We start from the raw sequence: 24,015 nt of genomic DNA, 5'->3' as shown, positions 1-24,015 counted from the left end.
TGCCCCCTTTTTGGCATTTGCACCACTATGGTGCGCTTATTCTAACTCCGATCATCACGCATTGCTGCTTGGTGGTGCGTCCTGCCCGGCTTGCTCCGCTTCGGTGCGAGACGGAACAAGGCTTGTCCTGTTAGACACTGCAAAAAGCTTGCCGACTTGGAAAGGTCGCAGGAATCCCTTGAATATCATTGTTAGCAAGAACATAATTAGCATGCTAATTAAATACGTGGGGGACTTATGAAAACCTTGGGAATGGCGCTGGCCTGCCTGGTGCGGCAATGGCGCTGGGTGAACGACGAGCGCCTGAAACCGTTGGGGCTGACCCAGAGCCGCTGGATTACCCTGTCTCACCTCAAGCTGGAAGACGGCATCCTGCAGCATCAGCTGGCGCGCCGGGTGGGGGTAGAGCACCCGTCCCTAGTGCGCACCCTGGACGGCCTGGAACAACAGGGGCTGGTGGAGCGCCGGCCCTGTCCCAGCGATCGGCGGGGTAAGCGGGTCTATCTCACCCCTGCGGCCGGGCCCGTGCTGGCACAGATGGACGAGGTGTTGGACGACACCCGCCGCCAGGTGCTGGCCGGCCTCAGTGAGCAGGAAATTCGTGAGTTCAACCGGATGATTGAACATCTCAACCAAAATCTGCAAGGGATCGGCATGGATATATCCGCAGCAACGACGAGGTAAGCAGGTGACGCCGGAGCAAAGTTTCAGCCGTTGGGTCCAGGTGGCCCTGGGCATTTTCATCCTCAGTTTCGGCTACTTCGTGCTGGCCGACAACTACGCCCCCATGACGCCCCAGGCCCAGGTACAGCGTTACGTGGTGCCGGTGGCGCCGCGGGTGGCGGGGCAGGTCAGTCGGGTATGGGTCGAGAGCAACCAGCCGGTGGCGGCCGGCGATCCGCTGTTCGAGCTGGACGACAGCGACTACCGGCTGGCGCTGGAGCGGGCCGAACTGGATCTGGGGCTGGCCGAAACCGAGCTGGAACGGCAAGGGGCCGCGGTGCGGGCGGCCGAGTCCCAGCTCGAGCAGCAACGGCTGCAAGCGCAGGAGCTGGAACGGGAAGCGCGGCGGCTGGGTCGGTTGCAGCGGGGCGGCCATATGTCGGTCCAGCAACTGGAGCAGGCACAAAACCTGGCGGCCCAGGCTCACAGCGGGCTGTTGTCTGCCGAAGCCCGGCTGCAGGAAGTCCGGCAGGGGGGGCGGGCGGCCGAGGTTGGGCTGCGCCAGGCGGAAAACGCCCGGGTGCAGGCGCGGCTGGCACTGTCCCGCACCCGGGTGAGGGCGGAGGTGGCGGGACGCATCGGCAACCTGCAACTGAAGGAAGGCAATTATGCCCAGGCCGGTGCTCCGCTGCTGGCGCTGGTGTCGGAGCAAGCCTGGGTGACGGCGGATCTGCGCGAGAAGAGCCTGCGCCATGTGGCCGCCGGCACCGCGGTGGGCATCGTCTTCGATGCCCTGCCGGGCGAGGTGTTCCGGGGCCATGTCGAAAGTATCGACAGCGGGGTGCGGGAAGGCCAGCAGGCGGCCGACGGCCAACTGGCCCAGCCGGTGAACTCAGACCGCTGGGTGCGGGATGCCCAGCGGCTGCGGATACAAATCGGGCTGGATGATCCCTTGCCGGCCCTGGCCACCGGCGCCAAGGCCACGGTGCAGCTGTTCCCGACTGAAAACTGGCTGTTCCGCACCATGGCTCGGCTCCAGCTGTGGCTGGTGAGCCAGTTGCGCTATCTCTACTAGGGGGAGCGATGGAACTGAGCGGAGACAAGCTGCGCGGCTGCCTGCGTATCGCTTTCGGCAGCGCCGCCGGCATGCTGGTGGCCAAGGTGATGGGCTGGAACTTCGGGGTGTTCTTTACCGTCTATCCCATGCTGCTGCTGGGCATGGTGCCGGTGCTGAACCGTTTCGTGGTGCTGCAGTTCGTCGGCTCGGCCCTGCTGAGCTCGCTGGAGATCATGCTGTTGCCGGGCCTGCTGGGGCACTGGCCGCCAGGCTATACGGTGGTGGTGTTCTGTCTCTTCCTGGGGCGTTTCCTGCTGATGGCCAGGGGGCCGCTGATGCTGTTCGGGGCCTCGGGCTGCGTCAGCCTCAGCATCATGCTGCATTTCGCCAGCTACCGGCAGTTCGATCTGGCGGACATGGCGGCGAGCAACATCATGGCCGCGCTGCTGTCGGTGGCGCTGGCCTATGTGGCCTACGGCCTGTTGCCCAACAAGGCGCCGGCCCAGCCCAGGGCGCTGCCCGCCAAGAGCGACAATATCATCCGCCATCAGGCGCTGCTGGGCGCCACGGTGGCGACCCTGAGCTTCGTGGTGTTCCAGAGCGTCAATCTGGTGGATTCCCTCTCGGCCCAGGTGGCGACGGTGCTGATCCTCTTTCCCATGAGCTTCGCCGGGGCGGTGCAGTCCGGCCGGCAGCGCTGCATCGGCACTCTGCTCGGCTGCGCCCTGGGCATGCTGTTCCAACTGCTGCTCTACGACCATTACCACAACCTGCTGCTGCTGGGGTTGGCTTTCTGGATCTGCGCCATGCTGTTCGCCCGGGTGCACGCCCGGGAGCCGATGCCGGGCGTCGGCTTCGCCGGCCTCACCACCATCGGTATCCTGTTCGGCCAGTATGTGACCCCCGAGCACGATCTCATGTTCAGCGCCCTCTACCGCTTCACCTCCATGACGGTGGCCATATTGCTGACCCTGTGCTGCGTCTATGTGGTGCACAAGCTGCTCAACCTGTTTCCTTCGACCCGGCACCAGGTTTTATAAGCTGTCAGCCTGACTTTTAGTCACAAGTCCGGCTGTCTGATTTAACACAGAGCAGAGGCAACAGGGCCATCTCCGCCGGCGCGGCGGAGCCCCCATGGATGGGTTTACGGCGTGCCGGGGGAGTAGTGTCCTTTGGCCGACGCTTGGCACCTTATCATCAACAAAAACTTGTGACTAAGAGTCAGGCTGGAAGCTAGAAGTAAAAACAAAAAAGACCCGGGATGACCCGGGCCTTTTCACTTCTGGCTTCCAGCTTATCGCTTCAAGCTTAAACGGAGTAGTACAGGTCGAACTCCAGCGGGTGGGTCGCCATGTTGATGATCTCGGCTTCTTTACGCTTGAGTTTGATGTAGGCGTCGATGAACTCGTCGCTGAATACGCCACCACGGGTCAGGAACTCGCGGTCCTTGTCCAGGCAGTCCAGGGCGTTGTCCAGAGACACGGCCACGGTCGGGATCTCGGCGGCTTCTTCGGCCGGCAGATCGTACAGGTCCTTGTCCATGGCGTCGCCCGGGTGGATCTTGTTCTGGATACCGTCCAGGCCGGCCATCAGCAGGGCGGAGAAGGCCAGGTAGGGGTTGGCAGCCGGATCCGGGAAACGGGTCTCGATACGGCGGGCCTTGGGCGAACCCACCAGCGGGATACGGATGGAAGCGGAGCGGTTGCGGGCGGAGTAGGCCAGCATGACCGGGGCTTCGAAGCCGGGCACCAGACGCTTGTAGGAGTTGGTGGACGGGTTGGTGATGGCGTTCAGGGCACGGGCGTGCTTGATGATACCGCCGATGTAGTACAGGGCCAGTTCGGACAGGCCGCCGTACAGGTCGCCGGCGAACAGGTTTTCACCGTTCTTGGCCAGGGACTGGTGCACGTGCATGCCGGAACCGTTGTCGCCGACCAGGGGCTTGGGCATGAAGGTCGCGGTCTTGTTGAACGCGTGAGCCACGTTGTGAACCACGTACTTGTAGATCTGGATCTCGTCGGCTTTCAGGGTCAGAGTGTTGAATTTACAAGCAATTTCGTTCTGGCCGGCGGTGGCGACTTCGTGGTGGTGAGCTTCAACCACCAGGCCCATCTCTTCCATGATCAGACACATGGCAGAGCGGATGTCTTGGGAAGAATCAACCGGGGCAACCGGGAAATAGCCGCCTTTCACGCCCGGACGGTGACCCTTGTTGCCTTCCGCATAGTCACGGCCAGAGTTCCATTTGGCTTCTGAGTCGTCAATCTTGAAGAAGCTGCCGGCCATGTCGGTGTGGAAGCGGACGTCGTCGAACATGAAGAATTCGGGCTCGGGACCGATCAGCACGGTGTCGGCGATGCCGGTGGACACCAGATATTCTTCGGCGCGACGGGCGATGGAGCGCGGGTCACGGTCGTAGCCCTGCATGGTGCTCGGCTCGAGTACGTCACAGCGGATGTTCAGGGTGGCGTCTTCGGTGAAAGGGTCCATTACGGCAGTAGCAGGATCCGGCATCAGCACCATGTCAGACTCGTTGATGGTCTTCCAGCCGCCGATGGAGGAGCCATCGAACATTTTGCCGTCTTCAAAGAAATCTTCGTTGATTTGGTTGACCGGAATACTGACGTGCTGCTCCTTACCTTTGGTATCGGTAAAACGCAGATCGATGAATTTGACATCGTGTTCCTTGATCATGGCCAGTACGTTTTCTGCTGACATGGATTTCGACCTCCAAAAATAATCATCCTAGGGTCTGATGAACAAATTCATCAGTTGCCAAAACACAAAGCGAAAACTGTGCCAAATCGTCAAATGCTTGTCACAGTTATGTTTTATTCTGCTACGACATCGCCAGACAGCAAGGTTATGCACCACGCTGGTGCGCTCGTGGATCTTTTTGGTGCACGATGCCGTTGGCACTTCCCATCATGGTGCATCGGCTGCTGCTTGGGAAGCCACCCAACAGTAATTTTCAATTATGCTAGGCAGATCCGGGGTGGCCGAGTAAAATGACCGACCATTTTTTACCCACCCCGGTATTTTTGAGGCAGGAATGTTAGAAAATTTACGTAATATCGCCATCATCGCGCACGTTGACCATGGCAAAACCACCCTGGTGGACAAGCTGCTGCAGCAGTCCGGCACCCTGGAATCCCGTGGTGAAGCCGAAGAGCGGGTCATGGACTCCAACGATCTCGAGCGGGAGCGCGGCATTACCATTCTTGCCAAAAACACCGCCATTCGTTGGAACGACTACCGCATCAACATCGTTGACACCCCCGGACACGCCGACTTCGGTGGTGAAGTGGAGCGGGTGATGTCGATGGTGGACTCGGTGCTGCTGCTGGTGGACGCCCAGGAAGGGCCCATGCCGCAGACCCGCTTCGTGACCCAAAAAGCCTTTGCCCAGGGGCTGAAGCCCATCGTGGTGATCAACAAGGTGGACAAGCCCGGTGCCCGTCCGGACTGGGTGATGGATCAGGTATTCGATCTGTTCGACAACCTGGGCGCCACCGACGACCAGCTCGACTTCCAGGTCGTTTATGCCTCCGGTCTGAACGGCTGGGCTTCACTCGATGCCGACACCCCGGCCGAGGACATGACCGCCCTGTTCCAGACCATCGTCGATCAGGTGCCGGCACCCGACGCGGATCTGGAGGGCTCGCTGCAGATGCAGATCTCCCAGCTCGACTATTCCTCCTACGTGGGGGTTATCGGCATCGGCCGGATCAAGCGCGGCAGCGTCAAGGTCAACCAACAGGTCACCGTGGTGGGTGCCGACGGCAAGACCCGCAACGGCAAGATCGGCCAGGTCATGGGCTATCTGGGTCTGAAGCGTCACGAAGTCACCGAAGGCAATGCCGGCGACATCGTGGCCATTACCGGCCTGGGTGAACTTAAAATTTCCGATACCGTCTGTGCCCAGGGTGCCGTTGAAGCCCTGCCGCCGCTGTCGGTGGACGAGCCCACCGTGACCATGACCTTCCAGGTCAACACCTCGCCCTTCGCCGGCCTGGACGGCAAGTACGTGACGTCCCGCAACATCATGGAACGGCTGAAGCAGGAACTGGTGCACAACGTGGCACTGCGGGTGGAAGAAACCGGGGATCCCGACAAATTCCGCGTGTCCGGCCGGGGTGAACTGCACCTGGGTATCCTGATCGAAAACATGCGTCGGGAAGGTTTCGAGCTGGCGGTATCCCGCCCCGAGGTGATCCTGAAGGAAGAAGACGGCGTCAAGATGGAGCCCTTCGAAAACCTGACCGTGGACGTGGAAGAAAGCAGCCAGGGCTCGGTGATGGAGAAGCTGGGCGAGCGCAAGGCCGAGATGACCAACATGGTGCCGGATGGCAAGGGCCGGGTGCGTATCGACTTCGTGATCCCCAGCCGGGGCCTGATCGGCTTCCAGACCGAGTTTATGACCCTGACTTCCGGCTCCGGCCTGATGTACCACAGCTTCGATTATTACGGCCCGCACAAGGGCGGTAATATCGGCCAGCGCAACAACGGCGTCTTGATCTCCAATGGCAAGGGCAAGGCCCTGGCCTACGCCCTGTTCAACCTGCAGGACCGCGGCCGGCTGTTTATCGAGCACGCCACCGAGGTATACGAAGGCATGGTGATCGGTATTCACAACCGTTCCAACGATCTGACCGTGAACTGCCTCAAGGGCAAGCAGCTGACCAACATCCGTGCCGCCGGCACCGACGAGGCGCTGACCCTGGTGCCGCCGATCAAGATGACCCTGGAGCAGGCGCTCGAGTTCATCGATGACGACGAACTGGTCGAAGTCACCCCGAACCACATTCGTATCCGTAAGCGTTTGCTGACCGAAAACGAGCGCAAGCGCGCCGGTCGGGCATAAATCTTACCTTGTCGACAAGGGCGCTGCGGCGCCCTTTTTGTTGGCGGTTAAAGGTAGTGCTCATCTCCGCGTGGGCGAAGAGCCATGACAGTTTGCGCTGGACTCACGCCTTCGCGGGAGTGACCACATCAAGCTCCCAAGGTTTGTCAGCCGGCTGCGAGGGCTCCGCCACCGGCCGGTGCATATCCGACTGGCACTGCACCCGCCTGATTTGCCACAATAAGCGTTCATTTCCAGCGAAACAGGATCACCCATGAGCAATGTTGTCGCGCGCATCGAACATCGCCTGCGTTTTATCCGGGAGCACGGCTTCGATTTCGGCCGCTTCGTACTGAAACGAGCCCAACAGGACCGGCTGACGGTGACCGCCGGTTATCTGGCCTATATCACCCTGCTGTCACTGGTACCGCTGATCGCCGTGGTGTTCGCCATGATGTCGGCCTTTCCCATGTTTGCCGAGCTCAGAGACACCATCCAGAATTTCGTGTTCGCCAACTTCGTGCCCGCCGCCGGTGACGTGGTGCAGCAGCATATCCAGGGCTTTGTGGACAACGCCTCGCGCATGACGGCGGTGGGGGTGGCGGCACTGGCGGTCACCGCCATGCTGCTGATCTCCGCCATCGATCAGAACTTCAACCATATCTGGCGGGTCACCCAGAAACGGCGCTGGTCGGTGGCCTTTTCCACCTACTGGATGATACTGACCCTGGGCCCGATCCTGGCCGGCGCCAGCCTGGCGATGAGTTCCTACGTCACCTCGATGCGTTTCTTCCAGGGGGACGATTTCCTCGGCCTGGGAGCCCTGTTGCTGAGCTCACTGCCGTTTTTTCTCTCCACCCTGATGTTTGTGGTGTTCTATATGGTAGTGCCCAATATCCGGGTACGCTTCAGCCACGCCATCTGCGGCGCCCTGGTGGCGGCGACCCTGTTCGAACTGGCCAAACGCGGCTTTGCCTTCTACATCACCCAGTTTCCCTCCTACCAAGCCATCTACGGTGCCCTTGCCACCATTCCCATCCTGTTCGTCTGGATCTACCTGAGCTGGCTGATCGTGTTGCTGGGCGCCGAACTGACCGCCAGCCTCGGTGACTACGAGCACAGCCAGGGGCTAAGCTTTAAGGCAGACGACAGCAACCCGGCAGAGGATGAGTGCTGATGCGAACCCTGTATCCGACCATTGCCGCCAACCGGCAGCAGTGGCTGCAAGTATCCGAACGACACCGGATTTACGTGGAAGAAAGCGGCAATCCGCTCGGCATTCCGGTGCTGCTGGTGCACGGTGGCCCCGGGGCCGGTACCAGCCCTGAACACCGGCGCTTCTTCGATCCCGAACGCTACCGCATCATACTGTTCGACCAGCGTGGGGCCGGGCAATCCGAGCCTCATGCCGAGCTGGCCGACAACCATACCCAGGCCCTGATCGCCGATATGGAGCAGATCCGTGAACATCTGGATGTGGAATCCTGGCTGCTGTTCGGTGGATCCTGGGGCTCGACCCTGGCGTTGTGCTACGCCATCGCCCATCCCGAACGGGTGCGGGGACTGGTGCTGCGCGGTCTCTTCCTGGGGCGGGAGCAGGATCTGCACTGGCTGTATCAGCCCGACGGCGGGGCCGCCCAGCTGTTTCCCGATTATTACCGGGATTTCCTGGCGCCGCTGGACGGTGACAGCCGTCACCTGTTGAGTCGTTACTACCAGTTGCTGACCAGCCATAACGAACTGGCCCGGCTCTATGCCGCCCGGGCCTGGGCAGTCTGGGAGGGGCGTATCGCCACCTTGCTGCCGAGAGTGGACGCGGAGGCCTATTACGGCGAGGCGCACAGTGCCCTGGCCTTGGCGCGTATCGAGTGTCACTATTTTATAAATGATTGTTTTATAGATGAGAATTACATCATCCGCGGGTTGGATGCTCTTCGCCACCTGCCGGCCATATTGGTGCACGGCCGTTACGACGCCATTTGCAAGCCGGCCGCCGCCGCCTGTCTGGGCGAGCATTGGCCCGAATTAGTGCTGCAAATTGTACCCGGGGCCGGACATTCCGCCTTCGAACCGGGTATCATAGACGCCCTGGTGAAAGCCACCGATCATATGGCGAAGGAGTTGGCACAGGCATGATAGCGCTGATCCAGAGAGTCAGTTCGGCCTCGGTGACCGTGGCCGGCGAGCGGGTGGGTGCCATCGGACCCGGCCTGCTGCTGTTGCTGGGCGTCGAGCGAGACGACGACCGGGCCAAGGCCGACAAGCTGCTGAACAAGGTATTGAGCTACCGGGTGTTCGGCGACGAACAGGGCAGGATGAACCTCAACCTGCGCCAGGCCGGGGGCAGCCTGCTGGTGGTGTCCCAGTTTACCCTGGCGGCGGACACCAACAGTGGCCTGCGGCCCAGTTTTTCCCGGGGCGCGGCTCCGGCCGATGCCGAACGCTGGTACGACTATTTTGTGATGGCGGCACGGGATCGAGGGGTGACCACCGAGTCGGGCCGCTTTGCCGCCGAGATGCAGGTGGCCCTGATCAACGACGGTCCCGTTACCTTCTGGCTGCAGGTCTGAACCGCGCTCATTGCACACTGCCGCGGCGCGCGGCAAGATATCCATAGATAACCATAACAGGAGCAGACCATGTATCGTGTGGTCACCCCGCAAACGGAAGCGGAACTTGAAGCCTATTACCTGCTGCGCTGGCAACTGCTGCGCAAGCCCTGGCAGCAGCCCAGGGGCTCGGAGCGGGACGAGTTTGACGAATATGCCCACCACCGCATGATGGTGGACAAGGACGGCAAGCTGGCGGCCGTGGGCCGCCTCTATGTGAGCGGCGACGAAGCCCAGATCCGCTTTATGGCGGTGATCCCCGAATGCCGGGACAAGGGGCTGGGTACCCGTATGGTGCAGGCTCTGGAGCAGGTGGCCCGGCAGGAAGGGGTGCGCCGCCTGGTGATGAACGCCCGGGAAGAAGCGGTGGCCTTCTACGGCCGTTGCGGCTTTACCGTGGTGGGCGAGGGCCCCATCAGTTTCGGCAAGATACCGCACCGGCAGATGATCAAGGCGTTGACGCCCATCCACCAGATCCGCCATTGTCCCGAGCTGTGCGACGAGCTGCAGCGCCAGTGGCACCGGCGTATTCCCATCAGCGAGAAGATGGGCGTCAAGATCACCCAGTACACCGGCACCAAGTTCAAGACCAAGGCCAACCTGACCGCCAACCTCAACCTGCATGAATCCATGTTCGCCGGCAGCATCTATAGCCAGTGTGTGCTCACCGGCTGGGGGCTGATCTGGCTGCAGATGCAGGAATACGGCGTGAGTGGCGACATCGTGCAGGGCAGCGGCGAGATCAAGTACCTGACCCCGGTATGGGACGAGCCCACCGCCGAAGTACAGGGCCGGCTGCGCGAGCAACTGCTGCCGCTGAAAAACGGCGAGCGGGTGCGGGTGGAACTGAACGTGACCCTGTACAGCGGCGACGCCAAGGCCGCCACCTTCAATGGTCGTTATGTGATATTACCGCACTAAAGCTGGAAGCGATAAGCCGGAGGCTGGACGTTATCTTCCAGCTTACGGCTCCTGCGGCAGGTTGCGTACCGCCTCGGTCAACCGGCCGGGCAGGCCGGCGGCGGGGTAGGGAACGGGACCCCGATACCAAGGGGAGCAAGGGTCGTCGAGGGCCGGCTGGTGCAGCCGCAGCCGGGGCGCCGCCCAGCTTTCTTCCAGGCGGATGGCCAGCTCCCGGCAACCCTGATCGTTAATTGCTCCCAGATCCAGCTGCCAGCCACCGGCGAAGTCCAGCTTGCCGCGAATGGCCAGCAGGTGGCGTACGCTTTGCACCGCACTGCCATCCAGTTGCCATTGGCCCTGAGCGACCGGCCCCTTCAGCTCGGTTTTGTAGATAAAGGCGTCCGAGCTTTCCAGGTCGAGGGCGGCCAGCAAGGGGTCGACCTGCCTGGGCCGGGTGTAATCCTCACCCAGCCTAGCCTTTAGCCAGTTATCCAGCCCCAGCCGTTCGATAAAGACATCGCTGCCTTCTAGTGCCAGGTTACCTTCCCAGCTTTGCGGCAGCTTTGGCTCGCCGGCCAGGGTAGCGCTCATCGACAGGGTGCCGGAAAAGCCGCGCTCGCCCCTGAGCCAGCTGCTGAGCCGGCGCAGGGCAAGGCGTTCGGCCTCAAGCTGCAGCCGGGCCCGGTGAGGGGGATAGAGTCCCAGATTGCCGCTGAGCCTGACGGTGCCCTCGAGAAACTCGCCCCTCAGCTCATCCAGTAGCAGGCGGGTATCGTCCAGCCGGGCACTGAAACTGCCCCGGCGGCTGATCAGGCTGTCGTAGGCCAGTTCGTTCCAGCCGCCTTCCAGGCGGGCTTGATCGCTGAGCGGGCGCCACTGTTCGGTAGACCAGGCCAGATCGGTGATAAACAGCTGGCCACCGTGCAGTGACAAGGGAAGCGCAGGATCGGCCGACAGCAGTTCGGTCTGGCTGAGGTTGAGCTTGTGAATGCGGACATCGGGCACCGGCCAGTGCAGGTCGGGCAGCCATTCCAGCTTGCTGTCCAGCAGCTGCAGGTTGTCGATATCCAGCCGGCCCTGCTGCGGAAACCAGCCCAACTCGGCTTCCAGGTTGCCCTGGTAGGCCTTGCCCCGCAGGCTGAGGCCCAGTCGTTCCCGGTTGCTCAGCAACTGGCCCTGATGGGCGTCGAGCCGCAACCAGTCCAGCACCGCCTCGTCGGCCTGCCAGTCGCCCCGGGCCTCGGGCAGGGCACCGGGCTGCCACTCGAGGTAGCGGAGACTGCCGTCGATGCCGTTGGCGGTGAGCCAGGGGCTGGTGATGCTCAGATCCTGGAGGCTGGCGCGGTTGAGCAGCAGGGTCCAGCCCTCGGGCAGCGCCGGTGCCTGGCTGAACTGCAGTTTGTTGTGGCTGAAGCGGGGGCCGTTCAGGGTCAGCTCCCGGCTGGTCGGATCCAGGCTGAGACTGGCCTCGAACAGACCGTCGAACAGCCGGCTGCGCACGTTGTCGATCTGCAACTGGCGGCGATGGATACGGCCTTCCAGGCTGATACGCGACATTTCCAGCCAGGGGTGGGACAGTTGGCGTACCTGGCCGCTCAGGGTCATGTCGGACCACCAGCGCCAGTCCCCGTTGCGCCTGGGCTGCCAGCCGTTCAGCTTGAGATTGGCGCCCTGGGCTTCCCAGCCGTCCCAGGCCAGGATCAGGTTCTTGGTGTTGAGCTCGTCGACGGTGATATTGGCCAGGTTGTCCGGCAAGGTCAGGTCGGTGGCCCGGTCGAGCCGGACCTGGCCGTCGATCACGTCGAGCACGGCGATGCGGGTGTGGCCCGCGAGGGGCGACAGCCGCGCCAATTCCAGATAGAGCTGTTTCGCCTGGAACCAGTCCCCCAGGCGTACGTCTTCCGCCAGCAGTTTGTAGGGATGCAGGGGATTGAATTCCAGCCGGCCGATGGCGATATCCAGCTCGGTGTGTTCGTTAAGCCAGCCCAGCACCGGTTTTTTCAGCTGGTTGGCATCGAAGAAACTGAGCAGCAGCCAGCCGGCGGCTCCCAGCAGCAACAGGGCGAGCAACAGCTTCCTGGCCAGCTTTCTCATGGAACATTCCTTAAAAATCCGGAACTTGTATCATACATAGCTTGAGCCTGGGCGGAAATATCCCGGCTCATACCTTGCCGTAATGATCACGCAGGCCGAGCCAGCGACGGATCAGCGGATCCACCAGCCCGGGGTGGCGGTCGGCCAGGTAACGGGCCAGCCGTTGTACCTCGGGCAACAGCGCCTGGTCCCGCACCAGATCGGCAATTTTGAGGTCGGCCAGGCCGGTCTGGCGGGTACCGAGCAGTTCGCCCGGGCCGCGGATTTCCAGGTCCTTCTGGGCGATGACGAAGCCGTCGTTGGTGTCGCGCAGCACTCCCAGCCGCTGGCCGGCGGTCTTCGACAGAGGGGCGTGGTAAAGCAGCACGCAGTGGGAGGCGGTGGCGCCCCGGCCCACCCGGCCGCGCAACTGGTGCAACTGGGCCAGGCCCAGGCGCTCGGGGTTTTCGATGATCATCAGCGAGGCGTTGGGCACGTCCACCCCCACTTCGATGACGGTGGTGGCCACCAGCAGGTCGAGGCGGCCGTCCTTGAAGTCGGCCATCACCGCCTGTTTCTCCGCCGGCTTCATGCGACCGTGTACCAGTCCGACCTTCAACTCCGGCAACTGGGCGGAAAGGGTGGTGGCGGTGTCTTCCGCCGCCTGGCATTCCAGCACTTCCGATTCATCGATCAGGGTACAGACCCAGTAGGCCTGGCGGCCCTGTTCCCGGCACACCTGGCGCACCCGGGCCACGATTTCGTCGCGGCGGCTGTCGGGAATGGCCACGGTGGTGACCGGGGTGCGCCCGGGTGGCAGCTCGTCGATGATGGAGGTATCCAGATCTGCGTAGGCGGTCATCGCCAGGGTACGGGGGATGGGGGTGGCGGTCATGATCAGCTGGTGCGGATAGACCTCGCCCTGGCTGCCCTTCTCGCGCAAAGCCAGGCGCTGGTGTACCCCGAAGCGGTGCTGTTCGTCGATGATCACCAGCTCCAGGGCGTCGAATTGGACCTGCTCCTGGAACAGGGCGTGAGTGCCCACTATCATCGCCAGCTCGCCGCTGGCGAGCCGGTCCAGCTGTGCGGCCCGGGCCTTGCCCTTGACCTTGCCCGCCAGCCAGCCCACCTGGATGCCGAGGGGGGAAAGCCAGGCGGCGAAGTTGTTGGCATGTTGCTCGGCCAGCAGCTCGGTGGGTGCCATCAGTGCCACCTGGCCCTGGTTGCCGATCACCTGCAGCGCCGCCAGGGCAGCCACCAGGGTCTTGCCCGAGCCCACGTCCCCCTGCACCAGCCGCATCATGGGCACGGTTTTCTGCAGGTCGGCACCGATCTCCGCCACCACCCGGCGCTGGGCGCCGGTGGGGGAAAAGGGCAACCGGGCGAGAAAGCGGTCGATGAGCGGTTGCGGGCAGGGCAGTGATCGGGCGCGGTGGGCCTGGCTCTGTTCCCGCACCTTGAGCACCGACAGGTTGTGGGCCAGCAGCTCTTCCATCACCAGCCGGCGCTGGGCGGGATGCTGCCCCTGCTCGAGCTGCAGCAGGGAGGCGTCGGGTGGCGGCCGGTGCAGCAGGCGCACCGCCTCGTTCAGGCCGAGCTGGCGGTCGTAAAGGCCATCGGGCAGCAGCTCCCGCAGCGGTTGCTGCTCGAGCAGGGCCAGGGCCTGCTCGCTGAGCTGGCGCAGGGTCAGCTGGCGCAGCCCTTCGGTGGTGCCGTATACCGGGGTCAGGCTGGCTTCGGTCTCTGCCGGCTGCTCGCCCTGCAGCAGGCTGTATTCCGGGTGGATGATCTCCAGGCCGTGGTGGCCCGGGCGGATTTCGCCGAATACCCGCAGCCGGGTGCCGGCGGCGAGGCTGTTTTTCTGGGCGGCGGCGAAGTTGAAGAAGCGCAGGGTCAGGGTGCCGCTGGGGTCGCGCAGGCGGCAGATCAGCATGCGCTTGCGGCCGTAGCTGATGTGGTTGTCGACGATCTCGCCCACCACCGAGACGTGCATGCCCGGCATCAGGTCGGCGATAGGCGAAAGGCGGGTGCGATCCTCGTAGCGCAGGGGCAGGTGGAACAGCAGATCCTGCACCGTCTCCAGGCCCAGGCGGTGCAGCTTCTCCAGCATCTTGTCGCCCACTCCCTTGAGCAGGCTGAGGGACATGTGGTCCAGATTCATGATGGTCCCGTACTGTAAATATTTACAGAGGATAGCAGAGGCGGGATTAAAATGGGACTGGGGACTGGGGACTGGGGACTGGGGACTGGGGACTGGGGACTGGGGACTGCCCCGCCAGTCCCTATTCCCGAATCCCGGTTTTTACAGCAGTCGCTTCAGCAGTACATTGGCGCGGGTACGGGCCACCCGCTTCAGCAGCTTCTGCACCGGCACCGGGTAGTCTTCCAGCTCCTCGATCTCCGAGAAATGGGTGAGTCGCCGGCAGTGTTCCAGGATATTGGCCTGCTCCGCCTCGAAGCGTGCCTGCAGCAGCCGTTCCGGATCCTGCAGCAGCAGGCCGTTTTCCAGATCCAGGCCCCAGGCGCGGGGGTTGAGGTTGTTGCCGGTGATCATGGCCAAATCGTCGTCCACGAACAGCCCCTTGAGGTGGTAGGAATTGCGCTCGTGGCGCCAGAGCATGATATTGAGCTTGCCCTGGTAGATGAAGGTCTGGTTGGCGCGGGCGAAGCGGCGCAGGTTGGTTTCATACAGATAGGGCAGGCCACCTATGGTGCGAAAGGGCTCTTCCGGCGAAATATAGAAGTCGTTGGCGGTTTTGTCGCCGATCACCAGGGTCACTTCCACCCCTTTCTTCAGCAGGCCGCGGATATCCTTGGCCAGGAGCTTGGGCAGGTTGAAATAGGGCGTGCAGATAAAGATCTTCTCCCGGGTGCCGCGCAGCAGGTGGCGGATGGCGCGGTTGAGCCGGTTGCCGAACTTGCCGAGGCCGGCCAGCGGGGTGACGGCTACCTGACCCGGTTTGCGGCTGACATCATCAAACTGGTAATGGGCCCGGCGCATCTGCTGCTTGAACTGGCGGATGGCATGGCGCAACTGGCGGGCGCGGGGAATGTCCGGCTGGCTCAGCAGCGGCACCGCCGGGTTGTTGCCGAACAGGCGGTCGATATAGTCGACCATGCTGTCCGCCAGTTTGGCGTCGGTGATCTGGTGGTAGCGGTCGAAGCGGTATCTGTCCTGCTGGTGCAGGTAAATGTCGTTGAGGCTGGCGCCGGAATACAGCACCACGTCGTCGAAAATAAAGCCCTTGAGGTGCAGTACTCCCAGTATTTCCCGGCCCTTGACCGGTACGCCGTAAACGGGGATGGCATGCTCGTGGCGAGCGGCGAATTCCTGGTACATGCAGTGATTGCCGCCCTGGCCCCGGTGGCCGATAAGGCCGCGCTGGGCGCGGTGGAAGTCGACGAACAGGCGGATATCCAGTGCCGGCCTGGCCTGCTTGGCCTGGTAGAGGGCGCCGAGGATTTCCCGGCCGGCCTCGTCGTCCTGCAGGTAAAGGGCCACCAGGTAGATGCGGGTGTGGGCGGCGGCGATCAGCTCCAGCAGCCGTTGCCTGAACGCCCGGGCGGAATACAGCACCTCTACCCGGTCGGCGTCCACTGCCAGGGTAGGCAGGTGCTCCAGCAATGTTCGGTAGTAATTGGCGAGTGGCATAGATAAACCCGGTTAGTAAGGCTGCCGCTTAAGACCATACTCAAACGACAAAATTCGGGCCAGTGTACCGAATTTTGGGGAAAGGCGGCAAATGGTGGAAGCGGGGGATGGAAGCCAGTTTCCGCCGTAGGGCCCATTTCAATGAGCCATTCCCGTAGCGGGGCCGTGGTTTGGCCAATAGATTCGGCCCTGCAGCGCCCCAGCCCCGCTCGGGACTTACAGTGGGTGGGTGGCCTGTTCCAGCCAGGCGAGGTCTTCCCCGGCGAGGCGCGGGCCGACCTTTTCCCACACCTGGGCGTGGTAGTCGTTCAGCCACTGCACATGTTTGGGTTCGAGCCAGGCCAGGTCGACCAGCCGGCGGTCGAAGGGCACCCAGGTGAGGTTTTCGAACTCGAATACCGGAATGTCGCCGTCGGTGTCGGCCGGGCGCACTACTTCCAGGTTTTCGCAGCGGATGCCGAAGGCGTCTTCCCGGTAGTAGCCGGGCTCGTTGGAGACGATCATGCCGGTGGTGAGCGGCACCATGCTGCCCTTGGGCGAAATGCGCTGTGGGCCCTCGTGTACGCTGAGGAAGTGGCCCACACCGTGGCCGGTGCCGTGGTCGAAGTTGTAGCCTTGCTGCCACAGGGGCAGGCGCGCCAGGGCGTCCAGCTGCAGGCCGCCGGTGCCGGCGGGGAAGCGGGCGCAGGCCAGGTCGATATGGCCGCGCAGCACCAGGGTGAACAGCTTTCGCATTTCGGCGCCGGGCTCGCCCACCGCCACCGTGCGGGTGATGTCGGTGGTGCCGTCCAGGTACTGGCCGCCCGAATCCACCAGGTAGATGGCATCCTGCCCCAGTTTGCGCGGGGTGCCGTTGCTATGCCGGTAGTGGCACATGGCGGCGTTGGGTCCCAGGGCGGAGATGGTGCTGAAGCTCGGCTCCACGAATTCGGGCAGCTCGGCGCGGAAGGCTTCCAGCCGGTCGGCCAGGGTGCCTTCGTCTTCCTGTTCCGGATGGGGCTCGGCCACCCGGCGGTCCAGCCAGGCCAGGAAGCGGCACACCGCCACGGCATCGCGCAGGTGGGCGGCGCGGCTGCCGTGTACTTCCACCGGGTTCTTGCAGGCCTTGGGCAGCATGCAGGGGTCGTCGGCGAGCACCAGCTCGGCGCCGGCCCGCTCCAGCACCAGGGCGCTCCAGGCGTTGGCGGTGGCCGGGTCGAGCTGGACCCGGGCGCCGTTGGCGCCGAGGGTGGTCAGTGCCTGCTCCAGCTCGGTCATGGGGGAGAGGATGACGTCCGCGCCGCAGTGGCCGGCCAGATCCAGGCCCTCGAACTTGGCGGGGTCGGCGAACAGCTGCACGGCACCGTTCTGGTGCAGCAGGGCGAAGCTCAGCACCGCCGGCAGGCAGGGAATGTCACGGCCGCGAATGTTCAGCAGCCAATTGATGGGCTCGGCCTGGGTCAGTAACTGGGCGTCCACCCCCTTGGCCTTGAGGGTTTCGGCGATGCGGTGGCGTTTGGCCTCGCTGTGCTGGCCGCTGTATTCCTGGTCGAGCAGCAGGGCGGGGCGACTTTCCGGCGCCGGTCTGTCGTGCCAGTGCAGGTCGACGGGGTTTTGGGCCAGCGGCACCAGATGGATGCCTTTTTCCGCCAACCGGGCCTCGGCCGCCTGGTGCCAACCCCGGCTATGTAGTTTGGGATCGAAGCCGACCCGGCTGCCGGCTTTCAGCTGTTCCGCCGTCCAGTCGAGGAAGGGCTCGCTTATCAGGTGGCGGAATTCGAACAGCGCCGGGTCGCACTGGTGGCGCACCTGCACCGTGTAGCGGCCGTCCACGAAGATGGCGGCCTTGTCGGCCAGCACCACGGCGGCGCCGGCGGAGCCGTTGAAGCCGCTGATCCAGTCCAGCCGCTCGGCGTAGGGCGGTATGTACTCGCCCAGGTGTTCATCGTCGTGGGGCACGATAAAGGCGTCCAGCTCCTGCTGGTTCATGCTGTCCCGGACGGCGGCAAGGCGGGTGGCATAAGTCATGGCGATTCCTTAACGCGAAGTGAGTAGTTGCTTGATGGACTGGCCCGCCGGTACCGACGGCACCCGAGAGTGCGGGCGCGGAGCGCATCGACCGCCGACTGGGTCAGGGTTTTGTAGGGAGCCCGGCTCATCTGAAATCGTACTGGGTTTGCGATCCGTTCACTCTACTCTGCCCGGGAAGCCTTGGCAAACCGGGGCCCGAGCCTGAGCTGCTGGATCAACAGGGCCGCCACTATCATCACCAGCCCCACCACTGTGGCCGGGTAGATGGCCTCGCCGACCAGGAAACGCAGCAGCAGCAACGAGGCGAAGGGCGAGATAAAGATGAGGTTGGAGATGCGGGCGGTGTTTTCCGCATGTTTCATGGCCAGCAGCCACATCACGAAGGCAAAGCCCATCTCGAACAGGCCCACGTAGACGGCGCCCACCCAGCCCTGCCAGGCGGTGAGGGCGAAGTTCGACCACAGGGCGGTGGCCAGCACCACAAAGGGTAACGCTAGCAGGAAGCTGAGGGTCAGCGCCACCAGGGGATCGCCCTGGTTACGGGTGTTGAGTATCCAGTAGCCGGCCCAGATCACCGTGGACACCAGCGCCAGGGCCACCCCCAAAGGATCCTCGAAGTTCAGGCCGAGCAGGTCGCCCCGGGTGGCGATGACCATGGCGCCCAGGTAGCCGAGCACGATGGCCACCCAGTCCTGGCCGCGGATCTTCTGGCCGAGGAAGGGCACCGCCAGCAGGGTGAGGGTGATGGCCCAGGTGTAGTTGAGGGTCTGCGCCTGCTGGGCCGGCAGCCGGTCGTAGGCCTGGAACAGGATAAGATAATAGAGCGCCGGGTTGAGCAGCCCCAGCAGCAGGTAGTAGCCGGGCCGGGCGCGCAGATAGCGGCCCAGGTACCTCAGCTTGCCCTGCACCGCCAGCAGGCCGAGCAGTAGCAGCAGCGAGGTGGCGGTGGCCACCAGCAGCAACTGGGCCGGGGAAAAGTAGCCGAGCGAGAGCTTGAAGGCGGTGGCCACGGTAGACCAGCAGGCTACCGCCCCCAGTCCGAACAGGTAGGCTTTTTTCTGATCTTTCATCTTGATATCGGGCCTGCGGGAGACAGAGGCCATCAGTGTAGGCAATTAGTCGCGGCAGGAGAAGAGGCGGAGCTTTCAGCCTGGGTCGGGATCTTTGGCCATGTCCTCGAAGGGACGGCGTTTTTCCCGCTCCAGCACCAGCTCCTCCAGGGTGTTTATCCGCTCGCGCAACTGCCGGTTGTCCGCCTCCAGCGTTTGTATCCGCTCTTCCAGCTCCCCCTGGGCGCGGCCCTGGTTGACCAGCAGCGAGGTGACCAGTATTCCCGCCCCCAACACCAGTATCCATAGCAGCATGGTGGTTCTCCCTCGTCCGAAAAGGTCAGCTTACTATGTTAGACCAGCCGGGAAAAAGGAAAGGGCGGCACCGGGCAGCCCTTGGGAGAGAAATCAGGATCTCATAAAGGCCAGCATCCAGCGGGCCAGCAGCAGATCGTCCACCTCGGCGCCGAGTGAGGCGCGGGCTTCCCGGTAGCGGTGGGGCGGGAAGCGCTCCAGCCGGGTGGCCATCAGGTCGGCGGAGTAGGGCCGGCTGAATTCCGGGTGGCCCTGGATGCCGAGGAAGTGCTCTCCATACTGCACCATGTAGAAGGGGCAGAAGGGGCTGCCGGCCAGCACCTCGGCGCCGGCCGGCAGCCGGATCACCTGATCCTGGTGGCTCACCACCAGGTCCAGGGCGCGGGAAGGCGGTGTCATCCAGGGCTTGGTTTTGTCCACCTGGTTGAACGACACCCCGATGCCCCAGCCCTTGTCCGACTGCACCACTTCGCCGCCCAGGGCCTTGGCCATCAACTGGTGGCCGAAGCAGATGCCCACCAGCTTGCGCCGCTCCCGATACAGCAGGGCAACGAAGTCCGCCAGCCGGTTGACCCAGTCGTGGCCATCGTTGACCCCGTAACGGCTGCCGGTGGTGATGTAGGCGTCGCAGGCTGCGGGGTGTTCCGGCAACTGGTGGTCCAGGGCGCGGTACACCACGAATTCCAGGCTGTCGTCCACCGCCAGCAGCAGCCGGCGGATCATCTCGGGGTAGTTGCCGTGCCGGGGCTGAAGCTGGTCCAGCACGTCATCGCACTGCAATATTCCTATTTTCATCGGGCCTCCTTAGCCGGCGCCGGTAATGGCCTGCCGGCAGAGCCGGGCGTATTGCTCGGCGCTGAAGGCGATGGGGTTGCTGCCGGCGGAGGGGTCCGCGGCCGCCATGGCGCCGATGCGCTCCGCCTGGTCCGGCGCTATGCCGATCTCGCCCAGGGTGGAGGGAATGCCGAGCTCGGCGCGCAGGGTCAGCACCCAGTCCATAACGCCGTCGAAGCCGCCCTGTTCCAGCCCCAGGTAGCGGTTCAGCCGTTCGATCACCGGGGTAATCGCCTCCCGGTTGGCCTCGAGCACATAGGGCATCAGGATGGCGTTGAGCAGGCCGTGGTGGGCGTCGTACAGGGCGCCGATGGGGTGGGCCAGGGCGTGCATGGCCCCCAGGCCGCGCTGGAAGGCGGTGGCGCCCATGCAGGAGGCCACCAGCATCTGGCAGCGGGCTTCCAGGTCCGAGCCGTCCCGCACCGCCCGCGGCAGGTACTGGTGGATCAGGCGGATGCCTTCCATGGCGATGCCTTCCGCCATGGGGTGATAGCCCGGGGCGCACAGGGCCTCCAGGTTGTGGGACAGGGCGTCCATGCCGGTGGCGGCGGTCACCTTGCCCGGCAGGCCGACGGTCAGCTCGGGATCCAGGATCACCAGGGCCGGCAGCATGGCGGGGTGGAAGATGATGCGCTTGATGTGGTTGGCCTGGTCGGTGATCACCGCGGCGCGGCCCACTTCCGAGCCGGTGCCCGCGGTGGTGGGTACCGCCACCACCGGCGCCATGGTGTCCACCTTTACCCGGGTCCAGTTGTCGCCCACATCCTCGAAGTCCCACAGCGGCCTGTCCTGGCCCGCCATCAGGGCGATGGCCTTGCCCGCGTCCAGCGCCGAGCCGCCGCCCAGGGCGACCACGCCGTCGTGCCCGCCGGCCCTGAAGGCGGCCACCCCGGCGGCAACGTTTTCCCCGTTCGGGTTGCCCTTGATGGCGGAAAACACCGCCATCTCCAGCCCCTGTTCCCGGCAGGCGGCGACGATGGCGGGCACCATGGGCAGGGCGGCCAGCCCCGGATCCGTTACCAGCAGCGGCGCCCCCATGCCGAGCCGGCGGCAGCCCTCGGCCAGCTCCTTGATGCGGCCCATGCCCACCCGGATCTGGGTGGGGTAATTCCAGTTGGCGACATAATGGTTCATGGCGGCTCCTCAGTGCGGCAATTTGATATGGAATGACTTGGGCCGGGTCAGGCTTTCGTAACCCAGCCTGGACAGGGTGCAGCCCCGTCCGGACTGCTTGACCCCGGTCCAGGCCAGGCCCGGGTCCAGGTAGTCGCAGCGGTTGATGAAGAAGGTGCCGGTGTGCAGCTGTTCGCCGAGCTCGATGCCGGTGGCGACATCCCGGGTGAAGATGGCGGCGGTCAAGCCGAAGTCGCTGTCGTTCATCAGGGCGACGGCTTCTTCGTCGGATTCGACCTTCTGGATGCCGACCACGGGCCCGAAAGACTCCTCCGTCATCACCCGCATCCGGTGGTTCACCCCGGTGAGCACCTGGGGCGCCAGGTAGGGGGTGCCCGGCCGGTCGAGGGGAAAGTCCGCCGGGTCGATATGGGCGGTGGCCCCTTGTGCCACTGCCTCGGCGACCTGGTCGCGCACGAAGTCGGCGGCGCCGGCGCGCACCAGGGGGCCCAGGGTGGTGGCCGGATCGTCGGGCCGGCCCAACTGGTATTGTTTGACCAGGGCGACCGCCTGCTCCACGAAGGCGTCGTACAGGCTCGCATGCACATAGATGCGCTCTATGCCACAGCAGGACTGGCCCGAGTTGAAGAAGGCGCCGTCGATGGCGGTGGCCACCGCCTGGGCCAGGTCCGCGTCGGCCCGGACATAGGCCGGATCCTTGCCGCCCAGCTCCAGCCCGACGCCGATAAAGCGCCCGGCCGCCGCCCGCTCGACCGCGGCGCCGCCGGCCACCGAGCCGGTAAAGGCCACGTGATCCACTTCCGGCGCCTGGATCAAGGCGCTGGTGTCGGCGTGGGACAGGTGCAGGTACTGGAATACCCCCCTGGGCAGGCCGGCGTCTTCGAAGGCCCGGGCCAGGCGCTCGGCGCACAGGGGGGTCTGGGCCGAGTGCTTGAGCAGCACGGCGTTGCCCGCCATGAGCGCCGGCATCACCGCGTTGATGGCGGTGAGATAGGGGTAGTTCCAGGGAGCGATCACCAGCACCAGGCCCAGGGGATCGCGCCGGATATAACGTTCGAAACCCGGTTTTTCCGGCAGCCGCACCGGCGCCAGTGCCTCGCCGGCGATGTCGATCATGTAGCGGGCCCGCTCGGCCAGGCCGTCGACCTCGCCGCCGGCGTAGCGGATGGGGCGGCCCATCATCCAGCAGATTTCCTCGGCGATGGCCGCCTTTTCGGCCACCAGGGCGTCCACGGCCCGGTGGCACAGGGCCGCCCGCTCGGCCAGGGGCCGCCGGCGCCAGTGCGCCTGGGCCGCCTTGCCCAGGCGCAGGGCCTCGGTGATGTCGTCCGGCCCGGCGAAGGGGCGTTCCACATAGACGCTGCCGTCCACGGGGGAGAGGGTCAGTACCTTGTCGTTCATAGGGGCTCCCATAGGCTCAGATGATTTCGAAATAGCGATCCAGTTCCCAGTCGGTGATGTGCTTGCGGAATTCCCGCTCTTCCCATTCCCGGGTGGCGGCGAAATGCTCCACGAAGGCATCGCCGAACAGCTCCCGGGCGGCCTCCGACCGCTTCAGCCGCTGGGCCGCTTCCCACAGGGTGCGCGGCAGCTGGAGCGACTCCGGTTGCTGCTGGGCGTAGGCGTTGCCCTGGATGGGCGCGCTGGGTTCCAGCCGGTGCTTGATGCCGTACAGGCCCGCGGCCAGGGCGGCGGCCAGGGCCAGGTAGGGGTTGGCGTCGGCCGAGCCCAGGCGGTATTCCACCCGCTGGCTCTTGGCGCCGCCGGGGATCACCCGCAGCGCCGTGGTGCGGTTTTCCACGCCCCAGGTGGCCTCGGTCGGGGCCCAGAAGCCGGGGATCATGCGGCTGTAGCTGTTGACGGTGGGCGCTATCATGGCCAGGACTTCCGGCATCAGTTGCTGCTGGCCGGCGATAAAGTGGCGCTGCAGCCGGCTCATGTTGTGGGGCTGCTCCGGATCGTGGAAGACGTTGGCGCCCTGGCGGTCGTACAGCGACATATGGATATGGCCGCTCTGGCCCGGGTAGTCGTTCGACCACTTGGCCATAAAGGTGGCCATCAGGTTGTTGCGCTGGGCCAGCACCTTGATAAAGGTCTTGAACAGGGCGCCCTTGTCGGCGGCCTGCTCGGCGCCGTCGACGGTGATGGCCGCCTCCAGCACCCCGGGGCCGGTTTCGGTATGCAGCCCCTCGATGGGAAAGTCCATCCGCTCGCCCAGGTCGATGATCTGGTGATAGAGATCGGCGTGCACCGAGTTGCGCAGCACCGAGTAGCCGAACCAGTCCGGGGTGAGGGGCTCCAGGTTGCGAAAGCCCTTCTGGCGCACCGACTCCGGGGTCTCCTTGAACATGAAGAACTCGTATTCCAGCGCCGCCCTGGCGCTGAACCCCATCTCATCGGCCAGGGCCAGCACCCGGCGCAGGGTGCCGCGCGGGCAGATGGCTTCGGCATCGCCGGCGAATTCGCACAAGAACAGCAGCATGTTGTCTTCCAGCGGCAGTTCCCGGCAGCTGTGGGGCAGGATGCGCACCTGGGCGTCCGGGTAGCCGTTGTGCCAGCCGGTGTAGCTGACGTTGTCGTACAGCTGGTCCTTGGAATCCCAGCCCAGCACCACGCTGCAGAAGGCGAAGCCCCCTTCCAGCGCCGAGAAAAACTTCTCCTTGCTCATGTACTTGCCGAGCAGTACGCCGTCCTGGTCGAAAATCCCCACCTTGACATGGCTGAGGCCGCGCTCTTCGACAATCCGGCGGGCCTGCTCGGTGGTGGTTACCTGTCTTGGGTCTAGCATGGTGTCTTACCTCGGTTCCTTGTCGGTCAGGGCGCCAAACTCACTCTGGCGCCGTCCGGACCCGCGCCGGGCGGGCCCGTCTGGG

19 protein-coding genes are annotated in these 24,015 nt (G+C 64.2%); 8 read left to right on the top strand and 11 right to left on the bottom strand.

The features are described 5' to 3' along the window. The first annotated feature begins 237 nt into the window (after positions 1 to 237). From slyA to ACEVBK_RS19070, 3 genes are read left to right on the top strand one after another with little or no spacing between them, the layout of a single operon-like run. Positions 238 to 684, top strand: coding sequence for a transcriptional regulator SlyA (gene slyA, locus ACEVBK_RS19080; RefSeq protein ID WP_375056455.1), 447 nt, complete (start codon positions 238 to 240; stop codon positions 682 to 684). A 4-nt stretch (positions 685 to 688) separates the two neighbouring features. Beyond that, the gene (locus ACEVBK_RS19075; protein ID WP_375056454.1) at positions 689 to 1,738 is read left to right on the top strand and encodes an HlyD family secretion protein; all 1,050 of its coding nucleotides are present in this window, start codon (positions 689 to 691) and stop codon (positions 1,736 to 1,738) included. Between the two features lie 8 nt (positions 1,739 to 1,746). Further along, on the top strand, positions 1,747 to 2,760 hold the full coding sequence (locus tag ACEVBK_RS19070; protein ID WP_375056453.1) for a DUF2955 domain-containing protein: 1,014 nt from the start codon (positions 1,747 to 1,749) through the stop codon (positions 2,758 to 2,760). Between the two features lie 268 nt (positions 2,761 to 3,028). Here the strand turns inward: ACEVBK_RS19070 and glnA are convergent, their stop codons facing one another. Next, positions 3,029 to 4,438: a glutamate--ammonia ligase gene (gene glnA / locus ACEVBK_RS19065; RefSeq protein ID WP_375056452.1), complete on the bottom strand. Its 1,410-nt coding sequence runs from the start codon at positions 4,436 to 4,438 to the stop codon at positions 3,029 to 3,031. 334 nt (positions 4,439 to 4,772) lie between these two features. On the opposite strand from glnA, the gene typA reads away from it, so the two are divergent. The 5 genes from typA to ACEVBK_RS19040 all read left to right on the top strand — a co-directional run bounded on the left by typA (position 4,773) and on the right by ACEVBK_RS19040 (position 10,093). Beyond that, entirely contained in the window at positions 4,773 to 6,584 is a 1,812-nt protein-coding gene (gene typA, locus ACEVBK_RS19060) for a translational GTPase TypA (protein WP_375056451.1), read from the top strand. Between the two features lie 253 nt (positions 6,585 to 6,837). Next, entirely contained in the window at positions 6,838 to 7,740 is a 903-nt protein-coding gene (locus tag ACEVBK_RS19055) for a virulence factor BrkB family protein (protein ID WP_375056450.1), read from the top strand. Continuing rightward, complete coding sequence (pip, locus tag ACEVBK_RS19050; protein ID WP_375056449.1) at positions 7,740 to 8,699, top strand: prolyl aminopeptidase; 960 nt, start codon at positions 7,740 to 7,742, stop codon at positions 8,697 to 8,699. The genes ACEVBK_RS19055 and pip overlap by 1 nt, the downstream gene beginning before the upstream one ends. After that, positions 8,696 to 9,133, top strand: coding sequence for a D-aminoacyl-tRNA deacylase (dtd, locus tag ACEVBK_RS19045; protein ID WP_375056448.1), 438 nt, complete (start codon positions 8,696 to 8,698; stop codon positions 9,131 to 9,133). The genes pip and dtd overlap by 4 nt, the downstream gene beginning before the upstream one ends. Positions 9,134 to 9,202: 69 nt before the next feature. Continuing rightward, entirely contained in the window at positions 9,203 to 10,093 is an 891-nt protein-coding gene (locus ACEVBK_RS19040) for a YiiD C-terminal domain-containing protein (protein WP_375056447.1), read from the top strand. 42 nt (positions 10,094 to 10,135) lie between these two features. On the opposite strand, the gene ACEVBK_RS19035 is transcribed toward ACEVBK_RS19040, so the two are convergent. The 10 genes from ACEVBK_RS19035 to ACEVBK_RS18990 form a co-directional block, all read right to left on the bottom strand. Next, a complete protein-coding gene (locus ACEVBK_RS19035) occupies positions 10,136 to 12,169 on the bottom strand; it encodes a hypothetical protein (protein ID WP_375056446.1) in 2,034 nt (677 codons plus the stop codon). Positions 12,170 to 12,236: 67 nt separating this feature from the next. After that, positions 12,237 to 14,309, bottom strand: a complete 2,073-nt coding sequence (gene recG, locus ACEVBK_RS19030; protein ID WP_375056445.1) for an ATP-dependent DNA helicase RecG — start codon at positions 14,307 to 14,309, stop codon at positions 12,237 to 12,239. Positions 14,310 to 14,450: 141 nt separating this feature from the next. Then, a complete protein-coding gene (pssA, locus tag ACEVBK_RS19025) occupies positions 14,451 to 15,800 on the bottom strand; it encodes a CDP-diacylglycerol--serine O-phosphatidyltransferase (RefSeq protein WP_375056444.1) in 1,350 nt (449 codons plus the stop codon). Positions 15,801 to 16,016: 216 nt separating this feature from the next. Next, on the bottom strand, positions 16,017 to 17,807 hold the full coding sequence (locus ACEVBK_RS19020; protein WP_375056442.1) for an aminopeptidase P family protein: 1,791 nt from the start codon (positions 17,805 to 17,807) through the stop codon (positions 16,017 to 16,019). Positions 17,808 to 17,971: 164 nt separating this feature from the next. Further along, positions 17,972 to 18,880 carry a DMT family transporter gene (locus ACEVBK_RS19015; protein WP_375056441.1) on the bottom strand — a complete coding sequence of 303 codons (909 nt, stop codon included), beginning with the start codon at positions 18,878 to 18,880 and terminating at the stop codon, positions 17,972 to 17,974. Positions 18,881 to 18,955: 75 nt separating this feature from the next. Beyond that, on the bottom strand, positions 18,956 to 19,174 hold the full coding sequence (locus ACEVBK_RS19010) for a hypothetical protein (RefSeq protein WP_375056440.1): 219 nt from the start codon (positions 19,172 to 19,174) through the stop codon (positions 18,956 to 18,958). 93 nt (positions 19,175 to 19,267) lie between these two features. Then, positions 19,268 to 19,969 carry a glutamine amidotransferase gene (locus ACEVBK_RS19005; RefSeq protein WP_375056439.1) on the bottom strand — a complete coding sequence of 234 codons (702 nt, stop codon included), beginning with the start codon at positions 19,967 to 19,969 and terminating at the stop codon, positions 19,268 to 19,270. 9 nt (positions 19,970 to 19,978) lie between these two features. Beyond that, positions 19,979 to 21,142, bottom strand: a complete 1,164-nt coding sequence (locus ACEVBK_RS19000; protein ID WP_375056438.1) for an iron-containing alcohol dehydrogenase — start codon at positions 21,140 to 21,142, stop codon at positions 19,979 to 19,981. Between the two features lie 9 nt (positions 21,143 to 21,151). Further along, positions 21,152 to 22,543 carry an aldehyde dehydrogenase family protein gene (locus tag ACEVBK_RS18995; protein WP_375056437.1) on the bottom strand — a complete coding sequence of 464 codons (1,392 nt, stop codon included), beginning with the start codon at positions 22,541 to 22,543 and terminating at the stop codon, positions 21,152 to 21,154. A gap of 16 nt (positions 22,544 to 22,559) precedes the next feature. Next, positions 22,560 to 23,930, bottom strand: coding sequence for a glutamine synthetase family protein (locus ACEVBK_RS18990; protein WP_375056436.1), 1,371 nt, complete (start codon positions 23,928 to 23,930; stop codon positions 22,560 to 22,562). Between the last annotated feature and the right edge of the window lie 85 nt (positions 23,931 to 24,015).

It is taken from the genome of Zobellella sp. DQSA1 (genome assembly GCF_041950555.1).
Taxonomy (GTDB): domain Bacteria; phylum Pseudomonadota; class Gammaproteobacteria; order Enterobacterales; family Aeromonadaceae; genus Oceanimonas.
Note: the sequence above shows the minus strand (reverse complement) of the source record. Positions and strands in the feature narration are given on the sequence as shown.

Coding starts and splice junctions, on each gene's coding strand:
- ACEVBK_RS19000 (WP_375056438.1), bottom strand. CDS start 21,142: ATGAACCATTATGTCGCCAACTGGAATTACCCCACCCAGATCCGGGTG.
- ACEVBK_RS19040 (WP_375056447.1), top strand. CDS start 9,203: ATGTATCGTGTGGTCACCCCGCAAACGGAAGCGGAACTTGAAGCCTAT.
- ACEVBK_RS19020 (WP_375056442.1), bottom strand. CDS start 17,807: ATGACTTATGCCACCCGCCTTGCCGCCGTCCGGGACAGCATGAACCAG.
- ACEVBK_RS19005 (WP_375056439.1), bottom strand. CDS start 19,969: ATGAAAATAGGAATATTGCAGTGCGATGACGTGCTGGACCAGCTTCAG.
- typA (WP_375056451.1), top strand. CDS start 4,773: ATGTTAGAAAATTTACGTAATATCGCCATCATCGCGCACGTTGACCAT.
- ACEVBK_RS18995 (WP_375056437.1), bottom strand. CDS start 22,543: ATGAACGACAAGGTACTGACCCTCTCCCCCGTGGACGGCAGCGTCTAT.
- ACEVBK_RS19015 (WP_375056441.1), bottom strand. CDS start 18,880: ATGAAAGATCAGAAAAAAGCCTACCTGTTCGGACTGGGGGCGGTAGCC.
- ACEVBK_RS19070 (WP_375056453.1), top strand. CDS start 1,747: ATGGAACTGAGCGGAGACAAGCTGCGCGGCTGCCTGCGTATCGCTTTC.
- glnA (WP_375056452.1), bottom strand. CDS start 4,438: ATGTCAGCAGAAAACGTACTGGCCATGATCAAGGAACACGATGTCAAA.
- slyA (WP_375056455.1), top strand. CDS start 238: ATGAAAACCTTGGGAATGGCGCTGGCCTGCCTGGTGCGGCAATGGCGC.
- ACEVBK_RS19055 (WP_375056450.1), top strand. CDS start 6,838: ATGAGCAATGTTGTCGCGCGCATCGAACATCGCCTGCGTTTTATCCGG.
- ACEVBK_RS18990 (WP_375056436.1), bottom strand. CDS start 23,930: ATGCTAGACCCAAGACAGGTAACCACCACCGAGCAGGCCCGCCGGATT.
- recG (WP_375056445.1), bottom strand. CDS start 14,309: ATGAATCTGGACCACATGTCCCTCAGCCTGCTCAAGGGAGTGGGCGAC.
- ACEVBK_RS19010 (WP_375056440.1), bottom strand. CDS start 19,174: ATGCTGCTATGGATACTGGTGTTGGGGGCGGGAATACTGGTCACCTCG.
- dtd (WP_375056448.1), top strand. CDS start 8,696: ATGATAGCGCTGATCCAGAGAGTCAGTTCGGCCTCGGTGACCGTGGCC.
- pssA (WP_375056444.1), bottom strand. CDS start 15,800: ATGCCACTCGCCAATTACTACCGAACATTGCTGGAGCACCTGCCTACC.
- ACEVBK_RS19035 (WP_375056446.1), bottom strand. CDS start 12,169: ATGAGAAAGCTGGCCAGGAAGCTGTTGCTCGCCCTGTTGCTGCTGGGA.
- pip (WP_375056449.1), top strand. CDS start 7,740: ATGCGAACCCTGTATCCGACCATTGCCGCCAACCGGCAGCAGTGGCTG.